The 15838-nt window shown below is 70.9% G+C and carries 13 protein-coding genes; 10 read left to right on the top strand and 3 right to left on the bottom strand.

Annotated features, from left to right (window positions below):
- Positions 1–42 precede the first annotated feature (42 nt).
- From RTA_RS18930 to RTA_RS18910, 5 genes are all read left to right on the top strand, one after another.
- On the top strand, positions 43–3609 hold the full coding sequence (locus tag RTA_RS18930) for an indolepyruvate ferredoxin oxidoreductase family protein (RefSeq protein WP_013903043.1): 3567 nt from the start codon (positions 43–45) through the stop codon (positions 3607–3609).
- 147 nt (positions 3610–3756) lie between these two features.
- The gene (gene yajC, locus RTA_RS18925) at positions 3757–4086 is read left to right on the top strand and encodes a preprotein translocase subunit YajC (RefSeq protein ID WP_013903042.1); all 330 of its coding nucleotides are present in this window, start codon (positions 3757–3759) and stop codon (positions 4084–4086) included.
- Positions 4087–4157: 71 nt separating this feature from the next.
- Positions 4158–6044, top strand: a complete 1887-nt coding sequence (secD, locus tag RTA_RS18920) for a protein translocase subunit SecD (RefSeq protein WP_041675763.1) — start codon at positions 4158–4160, stop codon at positions 6042–6044.
- 4 nt (positions 6045–6048) lie between these two features.
- Positions 6049–7002 (top strand): protein translocase subunit SecF, encoded by a 954-nt coding sequence (secF, locus tag RTA_RS18915; RefSeq protein ID WP_013903040.1) that lies wholly within the window; start codon positions 6049–6051, stop codon positions 7000–7002.
- 7 nt (positions 7003–7009) lie between these two features.
- Positions 7010–9454: a DUF1631 domain-containing protein gene (locus RTA_RS18910; RefSeq protein ID WP_013903039.1), complete on the top strand. Its 2445-nt coding sequence runs from the start codon at positions 7010–7012 to the stop codon at positions 9452–9454.
- A gap of 1 nt (position 9455) precedes the next feature.
- Here the strand turns inward: RTA_RS18910 and RTA_RS18905 are convergent, their stop codons facing one another.
- The 3 genes from RTA_RS18905 to RTA_RS18895 form a co-directional block, all read right to left on the bottom strand.
- Positions 9456–9941: a Smg family protein gene (locus RTA_RS18905; RefSeq protein WP_013903038.1), complete on the bottom strand. Its 486-nt coding sequence runs from the start codon at positions 9939–9941 to the stop codon at positions 9456–9458.
- A 73-nt stretch (positions 9942–10014) separates the two neighbouring features.
- Positions 10015–11154 carry a DNA-processing protein DprA gene (gene dprA, locus RTA_RS18900; protein ID WP_013903037.1) on the bottom strand — a complete coding sequence of 380 codons (1140 nt, stop codon included), beginning with the start codon at positions 11152–11154 and terminating at the stop codon, positions 10015–10017.
- A gap of 25 nt (positions 11155–11179) precedes the next feature.
- Entirely contained in the window at positions 11180–12430 is a 1251-nt protein-coding gene (locus RTA_RS18895) for a LysM peptidoglycan-binding domain-containing protein (RefSeq protein WP_013903036.1), read from the bottom strand.
- Positions 12431–12573: 143 nt separating this feature from the next.
- Between RTA_RS18895 and def the strand changes: the two genes are divergently transcribed.
- From def to RTA_RS18870, 5 genes are read left to right on the top strand one after another with little or no spacing between them, the layout of a single operon-like run.
- Entirely contained in the window at positions 12574–13086 is a 513-nt protein-coding gene (gene def, locus RTA_RS18890) for a peptide deformylase (RefSeq protein ID WP_013903035.1), read from the top strand.
- 23 nt (positions 13087–13109) lie between these two features.
- Positions 13110–13607 (top strand): hypothetical protein, encoded by a 498-nt coding sequence (locus RTA_RS18885; RefSeq protein WP_013903034.1) that lies wholly within the window; start codon positions 13110–13112, stop codon positions 13605–13607.
- Positions 13608–14669: a methionyl-tRNA formyltransferase gene (fmt, locus tag RTA_RS18880; protein WP_013903033.1), complete on the top strand. Its 1062-nt coding sequence runs from the start codon at positions 13608–13610 to the stop codon at positions 14667–14669. It abuts the gene before it with no gap.
- Positions 14669–15400 (top strand): AzlC family ABC transporter permease, encoded by a 732-nt coding sequence (locus tag RTA_RS18875; RefSeq protein WP_013903032.1) that lies wholly within the window; start codon positions 14669–14671, stop codon positions 15398–15400. Before fmt ends, RTA_RS18875 begins: the two co-directional genes overlap by 1 nt.
- Positions 15397–15735, top strand: coding sequence for an AzlD domain-containing protein (locus RTA_RS18870; protein ID WP_013903031.1), 339 nt, complete (start codon positions 15397–15399; stop codon positions 15733–15735). Before RTA_RS18875 ends, RTA_RS18870 begins: the two co-directional genes overlap by 4 nt.
- The last annotated feature ends 103 nt before the right edge of the window (positions 15736–15838 follow it).

Raw genomic sequence — 15838 nt, 5'->3', positions numbered from 1 at the left:
CCCGGGGCACGCAGCCCACGCAGACGCAGGAGACAAGGCTTCATGAACGCACCGCTGCCCGAGCACATCCGCCAGGCGCTCGAAACCGTCACGCTGGACGACAAGTACTCGCTGGACCACGGGCGGGCCTTCATGAGCGGGGTGCAGGCCTTGGTCAAGCTGCCGATGCTGCAGCGCCAGCGCGACGCGCTGGTGGGCAGGAACACGGCGGGCTTCATCAGCGGCTACCGGGGCTCGCCCCTGGGCGGCTACGACCAGGCGCTGTGGAAGGCCAAGTCCTACCTGCAGGCCCAGAACATCGTGTTCCAGCCCGGTGTCAACGAGGAGCTGGCGGCCACCGCGCTGTGGGGCACGCAGCAGCTGGGCTTCGCCCCCGGGGCGCAGCAGAAGTTCGACGGCGTGTTCGGCATCTGGTACGGCAAGGGGCCCGGCGTGGACCGCTGCTCGGACGTGTTCAAGCACGCCAACATGGCCGGCACCACGCCCTGGGGCGGCGTGATCGCGGTGGCCGGCGACGACCACGTGGCCAAGAGCTCGACCGCGGCGCACCAGAGCGACCACATCTTCAAGGCCTGCGGCCTGCCGGTGTTCTTCCCGGCCTCGGTGCAGGAGATCCTGGACCTGGGCCTGCACGCCTTCGCGATGAGCCGCTATGCCGGCGTGTGGACCGGCATGAAGACCATCCAGGAGATCGTGGAGTCCAGCGCCAGCGCCATGATCGATCCCGAGCGGGTGCGCATCCGGCTGCCCGAGGACTTCCACATGCCGCCGGGCGGGGTGCACATCCGCTGGCCCGACACCGCGCTGGAGCAGGAGGCGCGCCTGTTCGACTACAAGTGGTATGCCGCCCTGGCCTACATCCGCGCCAACCGCCTGAACCACAACGTGGTCGAGGGGCCGAACGACCGCTTCGGCCTGATCGCCAGCGGCAAGGCCTACAACGACACCCGCCAGGCCCTGGCCGACCTGGGCCTGGACGACGACACCTGCCGGCGGATCGGCATCCGCCTGCACAAGGTGGCCGTGGTCTGGCCGCTGGAGGCGCAGACCACCCGCGAGTTCGCCACCGGGCTGCGCGAGATCCTGGTGGTCGAGGAGAAGCGCCAGGTCATCGAATACCAGCTCAAGGAGGAGCTCTACAACTGGCGTCCCGACGTGCGGCCCCAGGTGCTGGGCAAGTTCAACGAGGTCGAGGGCGACTATTCGGGGGGCGAATGGTCCATGCCCAACCCCACGGGCAACACCCTGCTGCGCGCCAACGCCGACCTGTCGCCGGCCCTGATCGCCCGCGCCATCGCGCAGCGCCTGAAGAAGCTGGGCGTGGACGGCGCCCTGGCGGCGCGCATGGACGCGCAGCTGGCCATCCTGCAGGCCAAGGAGCGCGCCATGCAGGCGCTGGAGGTCAAGGCCGACCGCCAGCCCTGGTTCTGCTCGGGCTGCCCGCACAACACCTCCACCGTGGTGCCCGAAGGCTCGCGCGCCATGGCCGGCATCGGCTGCCATTTCATGGCCACCTGGATGGACCGGGCCACGCTGGGCTTCACCCAGATGGGCGGCGAGGGCGTGCCCTGGGTGGGCCAGCAGCCCTTCACCCACGAGAAGCACGTGTTCGCCAACCTGGGCGACGGCACCTACTTCCACAGCGGCCTGCTGGCGATCCGCCAATCCATCGCCGCCGGCGTGAACATCACCTACAAGATCCTCTACAACGACGCGGTGGCCATGACTGGCGGCCAGCAGGTGGGCGAGCGGCCCGAGGGCCACTCGGTGATCCAGATCGTGCACAGCCTGCAGGCCGAGAGCGTGGCCCGGCAGGTGATCGTGACCGACGAGCCCGAAAAGTACGCCGTGGCCAAGCTGCCGGCCGGGGTCGAGGTGTTCCACCGCGACGAGCTGGACCGCATCCAGCGCGAATTCCGCGAGATCCCGGGCACCACCGCCATCGTCTACGACCAGACCTGCGCCACCGAGAAGCGCCGGCGCCGCAAGCGCGGCAGCATGGTCGACCCGGCCGTACGGGTGATGATCAACGACCTGGTGTGCGAGGGCTGCGGCGACTGCGGCGTGCAGTCCAACTGCCTGTCGGTGGAGCCGCTGGAAACCGAGTTCGGCCGCAAGCGCACCATCAACCAGAGCACCTGCAACAAGGACACCAGCTGCCTCAAGGGCTTCTGCCCCAGCTTCGTCACCATCGAGGGCGGGCAGTTGAAGAAGAAAGCCAAGGGCGGGGAGCAGGCGCCGTCGCCGCAGTCCCTGGGCGAGCTGCCCGAGCCGGCGCTGCCGGCGACGCACGGCGCCTACGGCATCGTGGTCGCCGGGGTGGGCGGCACCGGCGTGATCACCATCGGCCAGCTGCTGGGCATGGCGGCCCACATCGAGGGCCGGGGCATCGTCACGCAGGATGCGGCGGGCCTGGCCCAGAAGGGCGGCGCGACCTGGAGCCATGTGCTGATCGGCGACAGCGCCGAGGACATCCGCACCACCCGCGTCGGCATGGCCGGTGCTGACCTGGTGATCGGCTGCGACCCCATCGTCGCGGCCGGCAAGGAAACCGTGCTTCGCATGCGCGAAGGCCGCACGCGCGTGGCGCTCAACGCCCACAGCACGCCCACCGCCGCCTTCGTGCGCAACACCGAATGGGCCAACCCCGCGGACGCCTGCGCGGCCGAGGTCGCCCGGGCGGTCGGGCCGCAGGGCCTGTCGGCCTTCAACGCCGACCTGGCGGCCACCCGGCTGATGGGCGACAGCCTGTACACCAACCCCATGATGCTGGGGTATGCCTGGCAGAAGGGCTGGGTCCCGCTGGGCCTGGCGGCGCTGATGCGCGCCATCGAGCTCAACGGGGTGGCGGTCGAGGCCAACAAGGCCGCCTTTGCCTGGGGCCGGCGCGCCGCGCACGACCCCGCCAGCGTCGAGAAGCTGCTGGCCCCCGCGCAGGTGGTCGAGTTCAAGAAGCGCGAGACGCTGGACAGCGTGATCGCCCGCCGCGTCGAGTTCCTCACCGCCTACCAGAACGCGGCGTATTCGCAGGCCTACTCGGCCTTCGTCGAGAAGGTGCGCGCCGCCGAGGCGCCGCTGGGCAAGGCGTCCCTGGCCGAGGCGGTGGCGCGCAACCTGTTCAAGCTGATGGCCTACAAGGACGAGTACGAGGTCGCGCGGCTGCACACCGAAACCGGCTTCCGGGAGCGCATCGCCGCGCAGTTCGAGGGCGACTGGCGGGTGAACTACCACCTGGCGCCGCCCCTGCTGGCCCGGCGCAACGCCAAGGGCGAGCTGGTCAAGCGCAAGTACGGGCCGGCCATGGGCCTGGGCTTCCGCATCCTGGCCAAGCTGCGCGGCCTGCGCGGCACCGCGCTGGACCCGTTCGGCGCCACCTCCGAGCGGCGCACCGAGCGCGCGCTGATCGCCGAGTACCGCGCCTGCATCGACGAGCTGCTGGCCTCGCTGGACGCCGGCAACCACGCGCTGGCCGTCGAGATCGCGCGCGTTCCGGAGCAGATCCGCGGCTTCGGGCATGTGAAGGAGCGCCACCTGGCGCCGGCGCGGGTCCGCTGGTCCGCCCTGATGCAGCAGTGGCGCGCCCCGCGCGAGGCGCGGCTGGCGGCCTGAGGGGGCGCCCGGCCCCTTGCCCCTGAGGGATGCAGGGGCGTGGTGTCCGGGCGCCCGCATACAATCTTTCTCTTCCGTCCGGCGCCGAAGCCTGGCTTCGGCGTGGGCGGTCGCCGCTTTACGACGACAACTTCTGCTGGAGCCCCCGTGCTGATCTCCTCCGCCTTTGCCCAGACCGCCCCGGCCGCCGCCGGCGGCGACATGCAGTCCTCGCTCATGAGCATGCTGCCGCTGGTGCTGATGTTCGTGGTGCTGTATTTCGTGATGATCCGCCCGCAGATGAAGCGGCAGAAGGAGCACCGGGCCATGATCGAAGCGCTGGCCAAGGGCGACGAGGTGGCCACGGCCGGCGGCGTGCTGGGCCGCGTCACCAAGCTGGGCGACACCTACCTGGGGGTGGAGATCGCCAACGGGGTGGAGATCCAGGTGCAGCGCAGCGCCGTGGTGCAGGTCCTGCCCAAGGGAACCATCAAGTAAGAGAAGGTGTCAGAAGGTGTCAGCGCCGCTGCTGCGCAGCGCGCGTCCTTCACATCTTCGACCTCCCCCCGATGAACCGGTATCCCCTTTGGAAGTACGCGATCCTGGTGATCGCGCTGCTGGTGGGCATCGTCTACACGCTGCCCAATTTCTTCGGCGAGGCCCCGGCGGTGCAGGTGTCCTCGGCCAAAGCCACCGTGAAGGTGGACGCGACCACGCTGGCGCGGGTCGAGCAGGCGCTGTCGGCCGCGGGCATCCAGCCCGAGAGCACCACCCTGGACGCCAGCTCCGTCAAGGTGCGCCTGGACAGCACCGACACGCAGCTGCGCGCCCGCGACGCGCTGCAGAAGGCTTTGGTGCCCGACCCTGCCGACCCGCCCTACGTGGTGGCGCTGAACCTGCTGTCGGCCTCGCCGCGCTGGCTGTCGGCCCTGGGCGCCGCGCCCATGTACCTGGGCCTGGACCTGCGCGGCGGCGTGCATTTCATGCTGCAGGTGGACATGCAGGGCGCGCTGACCAAGAAGGCCGAGTCCTTCGCCGGCGACCTGCGCACCCAGCTGCGCGAGGCCAACATCCGGCATGCCGGCATCAGCCGTGATGGCCAGGCCGTGCAGGTGCGCTTTCGCGACGGCCAGTCGATGGAGGCGGCACGCCGCGTGGTCGCCGACCAGTTCCCGGACCTGCAGGTGGCCGAGTCGACCGCCGGCACCGACTACCTGCTGACCGCGACCATCCGGCCCGAGGCGGCCCGGCGGGTGCAGGAGCAGGCCCTCAAGCAGAACATCCTGACGCTGCACAACCGCATCAACGAACTGGGCGTGGCCGAGCCGGTAATCCAGCAGCAGGGCCTGGACCGCATCGTGGTGCAGCTGCCCGGCGTGCAGGACACGGCCAAGGCCAAGGACATCCTGGGGCGCACCGCCACGCTGGAGATGCGCCTGGTGGACGAGAGCGCCGAGGCGCGGGCCGCCGAGCTGGGCACCGGCCCGGTGCCGTTCGGCTCCGAGCGCTTCCTCGAGCGCGACGGCCGGCCGGTGATCGTGAAGAAGCAGGTCATCCTCACCGGCGACAGCCTGACCGACGCCCAGCCGGGCTTCGATTCCCAGACCCAGCAGCCCAAGGTGGACCTCACGGTGGACGCCAAGGGCGGCCGCATCATGCGCGACACCAGCCGCGAGAACGTGGGCAAGCGCATGGCCATCCTGCTGTTCGAGAAGGGCCGCGGCGAGGTGCTCACGGCGCCGGTGATCCAGAGCGAGCTGGGCAACCGGTTCCAGATCTCGGGCTCGATGACGGTGAACGAGGCCAACGACCTGGCCCTGCTGCTGCGCGCCGGCTCGCTGGCCGCGCCCATGGAGATCATCGAGGAGCTCACCATCGGGCCGACGCTGGGCGCCGAGAACATCGCCAAGGGCTTCCACAGCGTGGCCTGGGGCTTCGCCGCCATCGTCGCGTTCATGGCCGTCTACTACGCGCTGTTCGGCCTGTTCTCCGGGCTGGCGCTGGCCGTCAACCTGCTGCTGCTGGTGGCCATCCTGTCCATGCTGCAGGCCACCCTGACGCTGCCGGGCATGGCCGCGATGGCGCTGGCGCTGGGCATGGCGATCGACTCCAACGTGCTGATCAACGAGCGGGTGCGCGAGGAGCTGCGCAACGGCGTCTCGCCGCAGGCGGCCATCCATGCCGGCTACGACCGAGCCTGGGCCACCATCCTGGACTCCAACATCACCACCCTGATCGCCGGCGTCGCCCTGCTGGCCTTCGGCTCCGGGCCGGTGCGCGGCTTCGCCGTGGTGCACGTGATCGGCATCCTGACCTCCATGTTCTCGGCCGTGTTCTTCTCGCGCGGGCTGGTCAACCTGTGGTACGGCCGCCAGAAGAAGCTCAAGTCGGTCTCCATCGGCACGGTCTGGCGGCCGGGCGCGGATGGCGCTATAACCAAGGCTGAGGGCCGCTGACGACATGGAATTCTTCAAGATCCGTCGGGACATCCCGTTCATGCGGCACGCGATGGTGTTCAACATCATCTCGTTCCTGACCTTCGCCGCCGCGGTCTTCTTCCTGGTCACCCGGGGCCTGCACCTCTCGGTGGAGTTCACCGGCGGCACCGTGATGCAGGTGGGCTACGCCCAGGCCGCCGACGTCGAGCGCATCCGCCAGACGATCGCGGGGCTGGGCTACTCGGACGTGCAGGTGCAGAACTTCGGCACCGCGCGCGACGTGATGATCCGGCTGCCGGCCCAGAAAGGCGTGAGTTCCGCACAACAGAGCGAGCAGGTGCTCGGCGCGCTGCGGACCACGGACCCCAGCGTGTCGCTGCGGCGCACCGAGTTCGTCGGGCCCCAGGTCGGCGAGGAGCTGGCCGCCGACGGCCTCAAGGCGCTGGCCATGGTGGTGGTGGGCATCATGATCTACCTGGCCTTCCGCTTCGAGTGGAAGTTCGCGGTGGCGGCCATCGTCGCCAACCTGCACGACGTGATCATCATCCTGGGCTTCTTCGCCTTCTTCCAGTGGGAGTTCTCGCTGGCGGTGCTGGCGGCGGTGCTGGCGGTGCTGGGCTACTCGGTCAACGAGTCCGTGGTCATCTTCGACCGCATCCGAGAGAACTTCCGCCGCTACCGCAAGATGAGCACGGTGGAGATCATCGACAACGCCATCACCTCCACCATCAGCCGCACCATCATCACGCACGGCTCCACCCAGATCATGGTGCTGTCCATGCTGCTGTTCGGCGGCGCCACCCTGTATTACTTCGCCCTGGCCCTGACCATCGGCATCCTGTTCGGCATCTACTCCTCGGTGTTCGTCGCCGCTGCCATCGCCATGTGGCTGGGCGTCAAGCGCGAGGACCTGGTCAAGGCGCCGGCCAGGAAGGAAGGGGATCCCAACGATCCCAACGCCGGCGCCACGGTCTGAGGACATCTTGGCCAGCGCACAGCCGCCCTCCAACGCTCTGCTGGCCCGCCAGGTGCGCGAGCAGTTCGTGGGCGACCTGGAAGCGGCGCTTCCCGCGCTGTCCGACGCCCTGCGCAGCCGCCTGACCGAGCTGGCCAACAGCGGCGCCAGCACCCGCGAGATGCACGAGCGGCGCGATGCCCTGATCGAGTTCGAGCGCCTGCGCTCCGGCTGGGTCGACAACACCCGCAAGGCCTGGCGCCGCGCCATGGTGCCGGCGACGGCATCGACGGCGCGGATGCGCCCGGCCGCCGCCAGCCTGGAGCTGATCGGCGACGAGGTGGTGGAAAGGAAGATCCTGGCGTCCCGGCTGGCCCTGGCCGTCCAGGAAAAGGCGGTCTGGGAGCTGAACGACCTGAAGGTGCGCGTGCAGCACCTGGAAGGCGGCAGCGACCTCGCCGCCGACGACGTGCTGCGGCCCGAGACGGTGTCGCAGCTGCTGATCGAGCAGTGGCTGGCCAGCGAGTTGCCGCGCCCGACCTGGGTGCTGGTCAGCGACGTGATCCAGCAGCAGCTGGTGCCCTGCCTGACGGCGGCGTACAAGCGCGTCAACGAAACCCTGGTGGCCCAGGGCGTGCTGCCGGACATCGACCTGAGCTCACGCGTCAGGCGCGGCGCCTCCGCGCGCGCGCCGGCCGCCGCGGCCTCATCGGCGAACCTGGGCCGCTCGGCCGCGGGGACCGATCGCGCCGCCGGGTCCGGGTCGGCCGCAGGAGCGGGAAATGGCGGTGGTAGCGGTGGTGGTGGTGGCGGCGGCGCCGACGGCGTCTCCTTGCCGGGCGGCGCTTCCGGCGGTTCTTCAGGTGGCGGCCACTCGGCGGGTGGCCGCGGGGGGCCGGGCGGTAACGCCGGGGGAGCGTGGGGCGTGGCCGACGAGACCCGGCTGATGACCAACACCACCCCGCTGGCGCGGGCCCGCGCCCGCGCCAGCGGGGTCATCGGCCAGCTCAAGCGCCTGCTCATGGAGCGGGTGCCGGATTTCGATCCTGACCGGGCGGGCCAGCCCTCGCCGGCGCTGGCCAGCGCGCTGGCGGGCCAGGCGGGGCCCGGGGCTGCCACCCAGGTGCAGACGGAGGTGCAGGGCGCCGCCGCGGCCGAAGCCGCCTACGACGACTCGGCGGTGCAGCGCGCCGCGGTCGAGTTGCGCCAGCGCACCGGCGAACTCAAGAAGCAGGCCACCACCTCGGGCGAGAAGGCGACCATCGAGATCGTGGCGCTGATGTTCCAGAGCATCCTGGCCGAGGAGCGCATCCCGCCCGGCGTGCGCGTCTGGTTCGCCCGCCTGCAGATGCCGGTGCTGCGGGTGGCGCTGTCCGAGCCCGAGTTCTTCGGCACCCTGCAGCACCCGGCGCGCCAGCTGATCGACCGCATGGGCTCGTGTGTGATGGGCTTCGATGCCACGGCCATCGGCGGCAGCGCGCTGGAGGCGGAGATCAAGCGGGTGGTGCAGGTGATCGAGCAGTACCCCGAGACCGGCCGGCGCGTGTTCCAGCTGGTGTACGACGAGTTCCAGCAATTCCTGTCGCGCTTCCTCACCGGCAGCAGCGCCACCCAGCGCGTGGTCAGCGTGGCGCAGCAGGTGGAGCAGAAGGAAACGATGGCGGTCCAGTACACCATCGAGATGCGCAAGATGCTCAACGACATCCCGGTGCGCGAGGAGATCCGCGAGTTCCTGTTCAAGGTCTGGGCCGAGGTGCTGGCCGTGGCCGCCGTGAAGAACGGGCCGCAGCACGAGGAGACGGTGGCGATGAAGAGGTCGGCGGCCGAGCTGGTGTGGGCCGCCAGCGCCAAGCCCAACCGGGCCGAGCGCGCCCGCGTCATCCAGGACCTGCCCCGGCTGCTGCAGCGCCTGCGCCAGGGCATGTCGCTGCTGGGGCTGCAGGGCCCGGCGCAGGAATCGCACATCAAGGTCATCGGCGACACGCTGGCCGATGCCTTCCAGTCCAAGACCGAGGCCATCCCGCAGGCCCGCATCGACGCCATGGCCAAGCGCCTGGCCAACCTAGAGGATTACGTCGCCGACGACCCGGCCACCGACCTGCCGCTGGACGCCGAGAGCATCGAGCTGATGCTGGGCATCGACGCTTCCATGCTCGAGGTCGTGGCCGACGGCGGCTCCAAGCCCAACGATGCCATGCTGGCCTGGGCGCAGGAGCTGCAGCTGGGCAACTGGTTCAGCCTGGACCACAACGGCAAGACCGCCCACGTGCAGTACGCCTGGCGCAGCCAGCGCCGGCAACTGCACCTGTTCGCCTCGTCCGAGGGCCGCAGCTACCTGATCCAGGCGCGGCGCCTGGCGTCCTACCTGCAGGCGGGCCTGCTGCTGCCGACCGAGGAAGAGGCGCTGACGGTGCGGGCCACTCGGGATGCGCTGGCCAAGCTGGACGCGAACCCGGAACGCCTGCTGACGTGAGCTAGTGGGGCAGACGCCCCAGGGTGTCTTCGCACAGCTCGTCGAGCACCAGCGCGTCGGGCTCCTGTCCCACGCTCCAATAGACCATCAGCACGATGATCTTCAGGTCGTCCAGGGACACCGGTCCGCCCGGCGCGGCCATGGCGCGGTCGACCACGATCTCGCGCATGGGCGCCGGCAGCACGCCGGCCGAATCCAGGAAGGAAATGAAGCCCAGGCACTGCGCGCCCAGGTGGTCCTGCTCGAGCACCGAGTAGACCCGCAGGCTGTCCGCAGATTGCAGCGGCAGCGGCCGCTCCTCGGAGGGGAGATCGTCTGCGCGGGTGTTCTGCGCGGCGAGATTGAGGCCGTCCAGCCAGGTCAGCGCCTGCTGGATCTCCTCGGGTTCGAAGCCGTGGGCGCTGAGCTTGCGACCGAGCTGCTGCAGCTGGGGGCAGGCGTCGCCGCGCCAGTAGTTTTCGTAAACGAACACCAGCACTTCAAACATGGAACCCAATATAGCCGAGAAGCACCCGCCGCAGGCGTAACCGCCGCCAGCGTTGCACAGCCGCCGCAGCGCATCAGGCCGAGCCGACGCGCTGGAACAGCCCGCCGGGCAGCCGGCCCACCTGGCCTTGCAGCTCGAGCTCGAGCAGACGCGCCTGCAGCGCCGGCGGCGGCATCCCGGTGCGCGCCACCAGCGCATCGAGCGTCACGGGATCGTGCCCCATCGATTCCAGCACGGGGTCGTCGCCGGCCTCCTGCGCCGGGCGCTCGCCGCGAGCGCCGGATACCGCCGCGCGGCTGGTGGGCTGCGGTACCAGCTCTTCCAGCACATCCTGGGCCGTTTCCACCAGCTTGGCGCCCTGCCGGATGAGCGCATGGCAGCCGCGGGCCTGGGGCGAGTGGATGGAGCCGGGGATGGCGAACACCTCCTTGCCCTGCTCGGCCGCCTGGCGCGCGGTGATGAGCGAGCCCGACTGCAGCGCCGCCTCCACCACCAGCGTGCCCTGGCTCAACGCGGCGATGATCCGGTTGCGCTTGGGAAAGTTGGGCTGCAACGGCGGCGTGCCCAAGGGGTATTCGCTGACCAGCAGGCCCTGCGCGGCGATGCGGCGCGCCAGCTCCAGGTGCTGGCGCGGATAGACCCGGTCCAGTCCGGTGCCGACCACGGCGATGGTCGCCAGGGCCCCGGCCGCGGCGCCGTCCAGCGCGCCTTCGTGCGACGCCCCGTCCACGCCCAGCGCCAGTCCCGATACCACGGTCCAGCCCTGCTGGGCGAAGGCACGGGCGAACTGGCGCGCGTTGTCCAGTCCTTGCGGCGTGGCATTGCGGCTGCCGACCATGGCAATGGCGCGAGGCCAGCCGTCGGCTCGCGACACCTGGTCGCGGCGGCCGGCCAGGTACAGCATCAGCGGCGGGTCTTCGGTCTGCAGCAGCGCGGCCGGGTAGGCGGCGTCGGCCAGCGTGAGCAGCGTGCGCTCGGCCCGGGCCTGCGCCAGCCACCGGGCCGTGGCTTCCACCTGCGCCGCCAGTCCGGGCGGCTCGGCCAGCAGGGCCTGCGCCTGCGCCGGGGCGGCCACGGCCAGCAAGGCGCCGTGGCTCTGGGCGAAGATGTTCTGCGGCAGGCCGAAGGCGGCGAGCAGCCGGCGCGCCGTGCCGGAGCCGACCTGCGGCGTCAGCGACAGCCGCAGCCAGGCGGCGAGTTCGTCGCGCTCCATGGCCAGGCGCCGGCGCGCAGCGGGCTCAGCGCGGGTTGACCACCCGGTCGCCGACTTCCACGCCGTCGCGGATCTCCAGGATCAGCGCGTACGACAGCCGCTCGAACGGGCGGAACACCATCATCAGGCCGTTGCGCTCGTCGGGCAGCTTGATCTGCTGGCGCTCGCCCGGCTGCGAGCGGTCCTGGAACTGCGCGCCGTCCTTCAGGATGGCCAGCACGTGGCCGCTCTCGATGCCGTCGGCCGTCCCCTTGTTGATCACCACCACCTGGTTCTGGCCGGCCATGGCCACCGAGTCGCCGTACATGGCGGCCACCGCGCCGTCGACCGGCCCCTGCGGGGCGCGGGGCGCGTAGCTCACCAGCTGCCGCGGCGGCTCGGGCAGCAGGCGGTCGCCCGCCCGCATCTCCTCGCGGGCGGCGACGATGTCGACGGTGGCGGGCACGGGCAGGGGCCGCGTTCCGCCGCCGGTCCTGACCGGCTGCACCGACTGGCCCCGCACCAGCAGGGCGCGGCCCAGGTACTGGGCCTCGTAGCCCAGCACCTTGCGCGTGACCGGGTCGCGCACCGGCCGCGCCTTGCGGAACACGCGGAACTCCTCGGCGCGGCCCGGCTGGGCCTGCAGCAGCGGCGCCTGCTCGACGCCGCGCACGTAGGCGCGGTCGCCGCGCGTGATCAGCACCCGGCTCTCGGGCGCGGCCACGATGCGCGGCGCGCGCTCCAGCACGCCTTCGTCCACGATGATGGGTTCGGCCAGGAAGGGCTCGATCAGATGGGGCTGCAGCGTCGGCAAGGCCAGGTCGCCCAGCGACTGGATGCGGGTGCGCGGCGAGACGCGGATGGTGTCGATGGGCCGACCGTCCGGGCCCTCGCCCTGGGCCAGCCGCAGGCGCGCCATGCCGTTGATCTTGTCCAGCAGCAATTGCTGGCCGGGGTAGATCAGGTGCGGATTGCGGACCTGGTCCATGTTCATGCCCCACAGCTCGGGCCAGCGCCACGGGCTGACGAGGAAGATGCCCGAGATGCCCCACAGGGTGTCGCCGCGCTTGACCAGGTAGCTGTCGGGTGCGTCGGGCGCCAGCTCGGACAGGGGCACGCCGGCCTGGGCCACCTGCTGGGCGGTGGCGCGCTGCGCGTCGCTGATGGGAAGGTCGGGGAAGGTCTGGGCCCAGGCCGGTACGGTCAGGGTGGCGCCGGCCAGCTTCAGGACGGCCCGCCGCGCCGTGTTCAAGCCTTGCGGCGGGGAGGCCAGAGCGGTCTTGGAATGCGCCTTCATGAGTTTCTTCCCGTCCTCGGATCTTCTTGACAAACCGCTGGCGATTCTGCGCTCAAGCCCTTGATGGGGCAACGTTTATGCCCGCGGGCGCCGGTGGGCGCGGGCAAAAGTGGCGAAAATAGCGACACCCGCACAGGTTCTCCATGGCACTGCTTCCCATCCTCGTTTATCCCGATCCCCGCCTGCACACGGTGGCCCGCCCGGTGCAGGCCATCGACGCGCGCATCCAGACACTCGTGGCCGACATGCTGGAAACCATGTACGACGCCAACGGCATCGGCCTGGCCGCGACCCAGGTCGACGTGCACGAGCGGCTGATCGTCATCGACGTGTCCGAGGAGCGCAACCAGCCGCTGGTGCTGATCAACCCCGAGATCGTCTGGGCCAGCGACGACAAGCAGCTGGGCGACGAAGGCTGCCTGTCCGTGCCCGGCATCTACGACGGCGTCGAGCGCTCCACCGCCATCCGCGTGCGCGCGCTGGACGACAAGGGCCAGGAGCGCACGCTGGAGGCCCAGGGCCTGCTGGCCGTGTGCATCCAGCACGAGATGGACCATCTGCAGGGCAAGGTGTTCGTCGAGTACCTGTCGCCGCTCAAGCGCAACCGCATCAAGACCAAGATGCTCAAGGCGCGCCGCGAGACCGAGCGCGCCTGAGAGCCGCAATCCGAGATACACGCATGAAGTTCCTGCTGTCCGCCGTCCTGGCCACGGCCCTGCTGGCCGGCTGCGCCGGCAATGCCTACAACGCCGGCCGCATCGCGCCCGGCACGCCGCGCGCCGACGTGGTCGCGCAGGCCGGCCAGCCCACGGCCGTGGTGCCGCTGCCCGGTGGCGGCGAGCGCCTGCAGTACTCGCTGCAGCCGTTCGGCCAGCACGCCTACATGGTGGACCTGGACGCCATGGGACGCGTGACGCAGGTGCGGCAGGTGCTCGCCGAGCGGGAGTTCCAGCGTATCCAGCCCGGCGTGTGGACCGGCATCGACGTGCAGCGCGAGTTCGGCCCGCCGGCGCGCGTCGACGCTGTCTCCAGCTGGAACGGCCCGGTGCTCACCTACCGCTGGCGCGACGCGGTCAACACCGACATGTTCTACCACGTGTACCTGGACGCACAGAACGTGGTGCGGCGCGCGCACCCGGCCATGGAGTTCCGCAACGTGCGTGATGAGCGCGGCTAGATGCGCGTCGTCTTCGCCGGCACGCCCGAGTTCGCCCGCGCCGCGCTGCAGCGGCTGCACGCCGCCGGCTTCGACATCCCCCTGGTGCTGACCCAGCCCGATCGGCCCGCCGGCCGCGGGCTCAAGCTGCAGGCCTCGCCGGTCAAGCAGTTCGCGCTGGATCACGGCCTGCCGGTGGCGCAGCCACGCAGCCTGCGGCTGGACGGCAAGTGCCCCGGGGACGCGGCGGACGCGCGGACGGCGCTCGAGGCGGCCCGGGCCGACGTGATGGTGGTGGCCGCCTACGGGCTGATCCTGCCGCAATGGGTGCTGGATACGCTGAGCGCCGCCGGGCCGTCCCAAGGCGCGAACGCCGCCTCGGGGGGCAGCGAACCACGCGTAGCGGGGAGCGTGGGGGCCCTGGGTCTCGGCTGCCTGAACATCCATGCCTCGCTGCTGCCGCGCTGGCGTGGCGCCGCCCCGATCCACCGGGCCATCGAGGCCGGCGATGCCGAGACCGGCGTCACCATCATGCAGATGGACGCCGGCCTGGACACCGGCGACATGCTGCTGGCCGAGCGCATGCCCGTCGCGCCCGACGACACCACCGGCAGCCTGCATGACAAGCTGGCCGTGCTGGGCGCACGCCTCATCGTGGAGGCGCTGGAACTGGCGGCCTGCGGCGGGTTGAAACCGGTGCCGCAGCCCGCCCAGGGCGTGACCTACGCGCACAAGATCGACAAGGGCGAGGCGCAGGTGGACTGGTCGCAGCCCGCCGAGGCGATCGCGCGGCGCGTGCGCGCCTTCGATCCCTCCCCCGGTGCTTCCGGCGTCCTCAACGGCGAAGCCGTCAAGCTGTGGCGCGCCGAGGTCGATCGCGATGCCCCGAGCCCCGGCGCGGCGGCCGGCACCATCCTGCGCGCGGATGCGGCGGGCGTGTCGGTGCTGTGCGGCCGGGGCGTGCTGCGCATCACGCAGCTGCAGCGCGCCGGCGGCAAGCGCCTGCAGGCCGCCGATTTCCTGCGTGGCTTCGCCGTGGCGCCGGGCATGCGCTTCGATCGGGCCCCGCAGGGCGCCGCCTGATGTTCTTCGTCGCGGCCCTGCGCCGCCATCCCGAGTTCCGCGTCGGCATGCGCCAGATGGCGCCGCAGGCGCCCGGCATCGCGGCCTGGGGACTGATGACCGGCGTGGCCATGGTCAAGTCGGGCCTGTCGGTCACCGAGTCGCTGCTGATGTCGGTGCTGGTGTTCGCCGGCAGCTCGCAGCTGGCCTCGCTGCCGCTGATCATCGCCGGTGCCCCGGCCTGGGTGATCCTGGCCACGGGCTTTTGCGTCAACCTGCGCTTCGTGGTCTTCAGCCTGCACCTGCGGCCCTACCTGATGCACCTGCCGCGCCGGGAGCGCCTGGTGCACGGCTACCTGACCGCCGACCTGAGCTACGTGATCTTCACCCGGCGCTTCCCGCAGCCCGCGCAGGACGCCGCCGGGCGGCGGGCGCAGGAGGCCTTCCTGGCGGGCAACTGCGCCGTCAACTGGGCCAGCTGGGTCGGTGCCAGCGTGGTGGGCGTGGCGCTGGCCAACTTCATCCCCACGCACTGGGGCCTGGGCTTCGCCGGCATCCTGTGCCTGGTCGGCATCCTGTGCTCGCTGGCCAGCACCCGGCTGCGCATCGTCTCGGCCAGCGTGGCCGGCGCGGCGGCCGTGGTGGCCTACACGCTGCCGCTGAAGCTGAACATCGTGGTGGCGATCGCGGTGGCGGTGCTCCTGTGCCTGGGGCTGGAGAAGCACCCGCGGCTGAAGGAGGCGGCGCCGTGACGGCCGCCACCGATCCGTGGACCGTCGCCATCATCGTGGGCCTGGCGGGAGTGACCGTGGTGGCGCGCGGCTTCTTCTTCATCTCCAGCCGTCCCTGGCCCTTGCCGCGCTGGGCCGAGCGCGGCCTGCAGTACGCGCCCATCGCGGCGCTGTCGGCAGTGGTGGTGCCCGAGATCATCACCACGCAAGGCCAGTTCATCGCGACCTGGCAGGACGCGCGCCTGTTCGGCGCCACCGCCGGCGCCGCGGCCTTCTTCTGGCGCCGCGACGTGCTGGCCACGATTGCAGCCGGCATGGCGGTTTACCTGCCGTTGCACCTGGGTCTGGGCTGGTAGACGCCTGGTGACACCTGGGTGACACCTTGGGGGAAACCAGGGGTAACCGAGCCCCTTCTCGTGCCCGGGCCTGCCTAGACTGGCGCCTCCAAAAATCAGGAGA

This window comes from Ramlibacter tataouinensis TTB310, from assembly GCF_000215705.1.
GTDB lineage: Bacteria > Pseudomonadota > Gammaproteobacteria > Burkholderiales > Burkholderiaceae_C > Ramlibacter > Ramlibacter tataouinensis.
The sequence above is the reverse complement of the archived record's forward strand: the minus strand, read 5'-3'. Positions and strand labels throughout refer to the sequence as shown.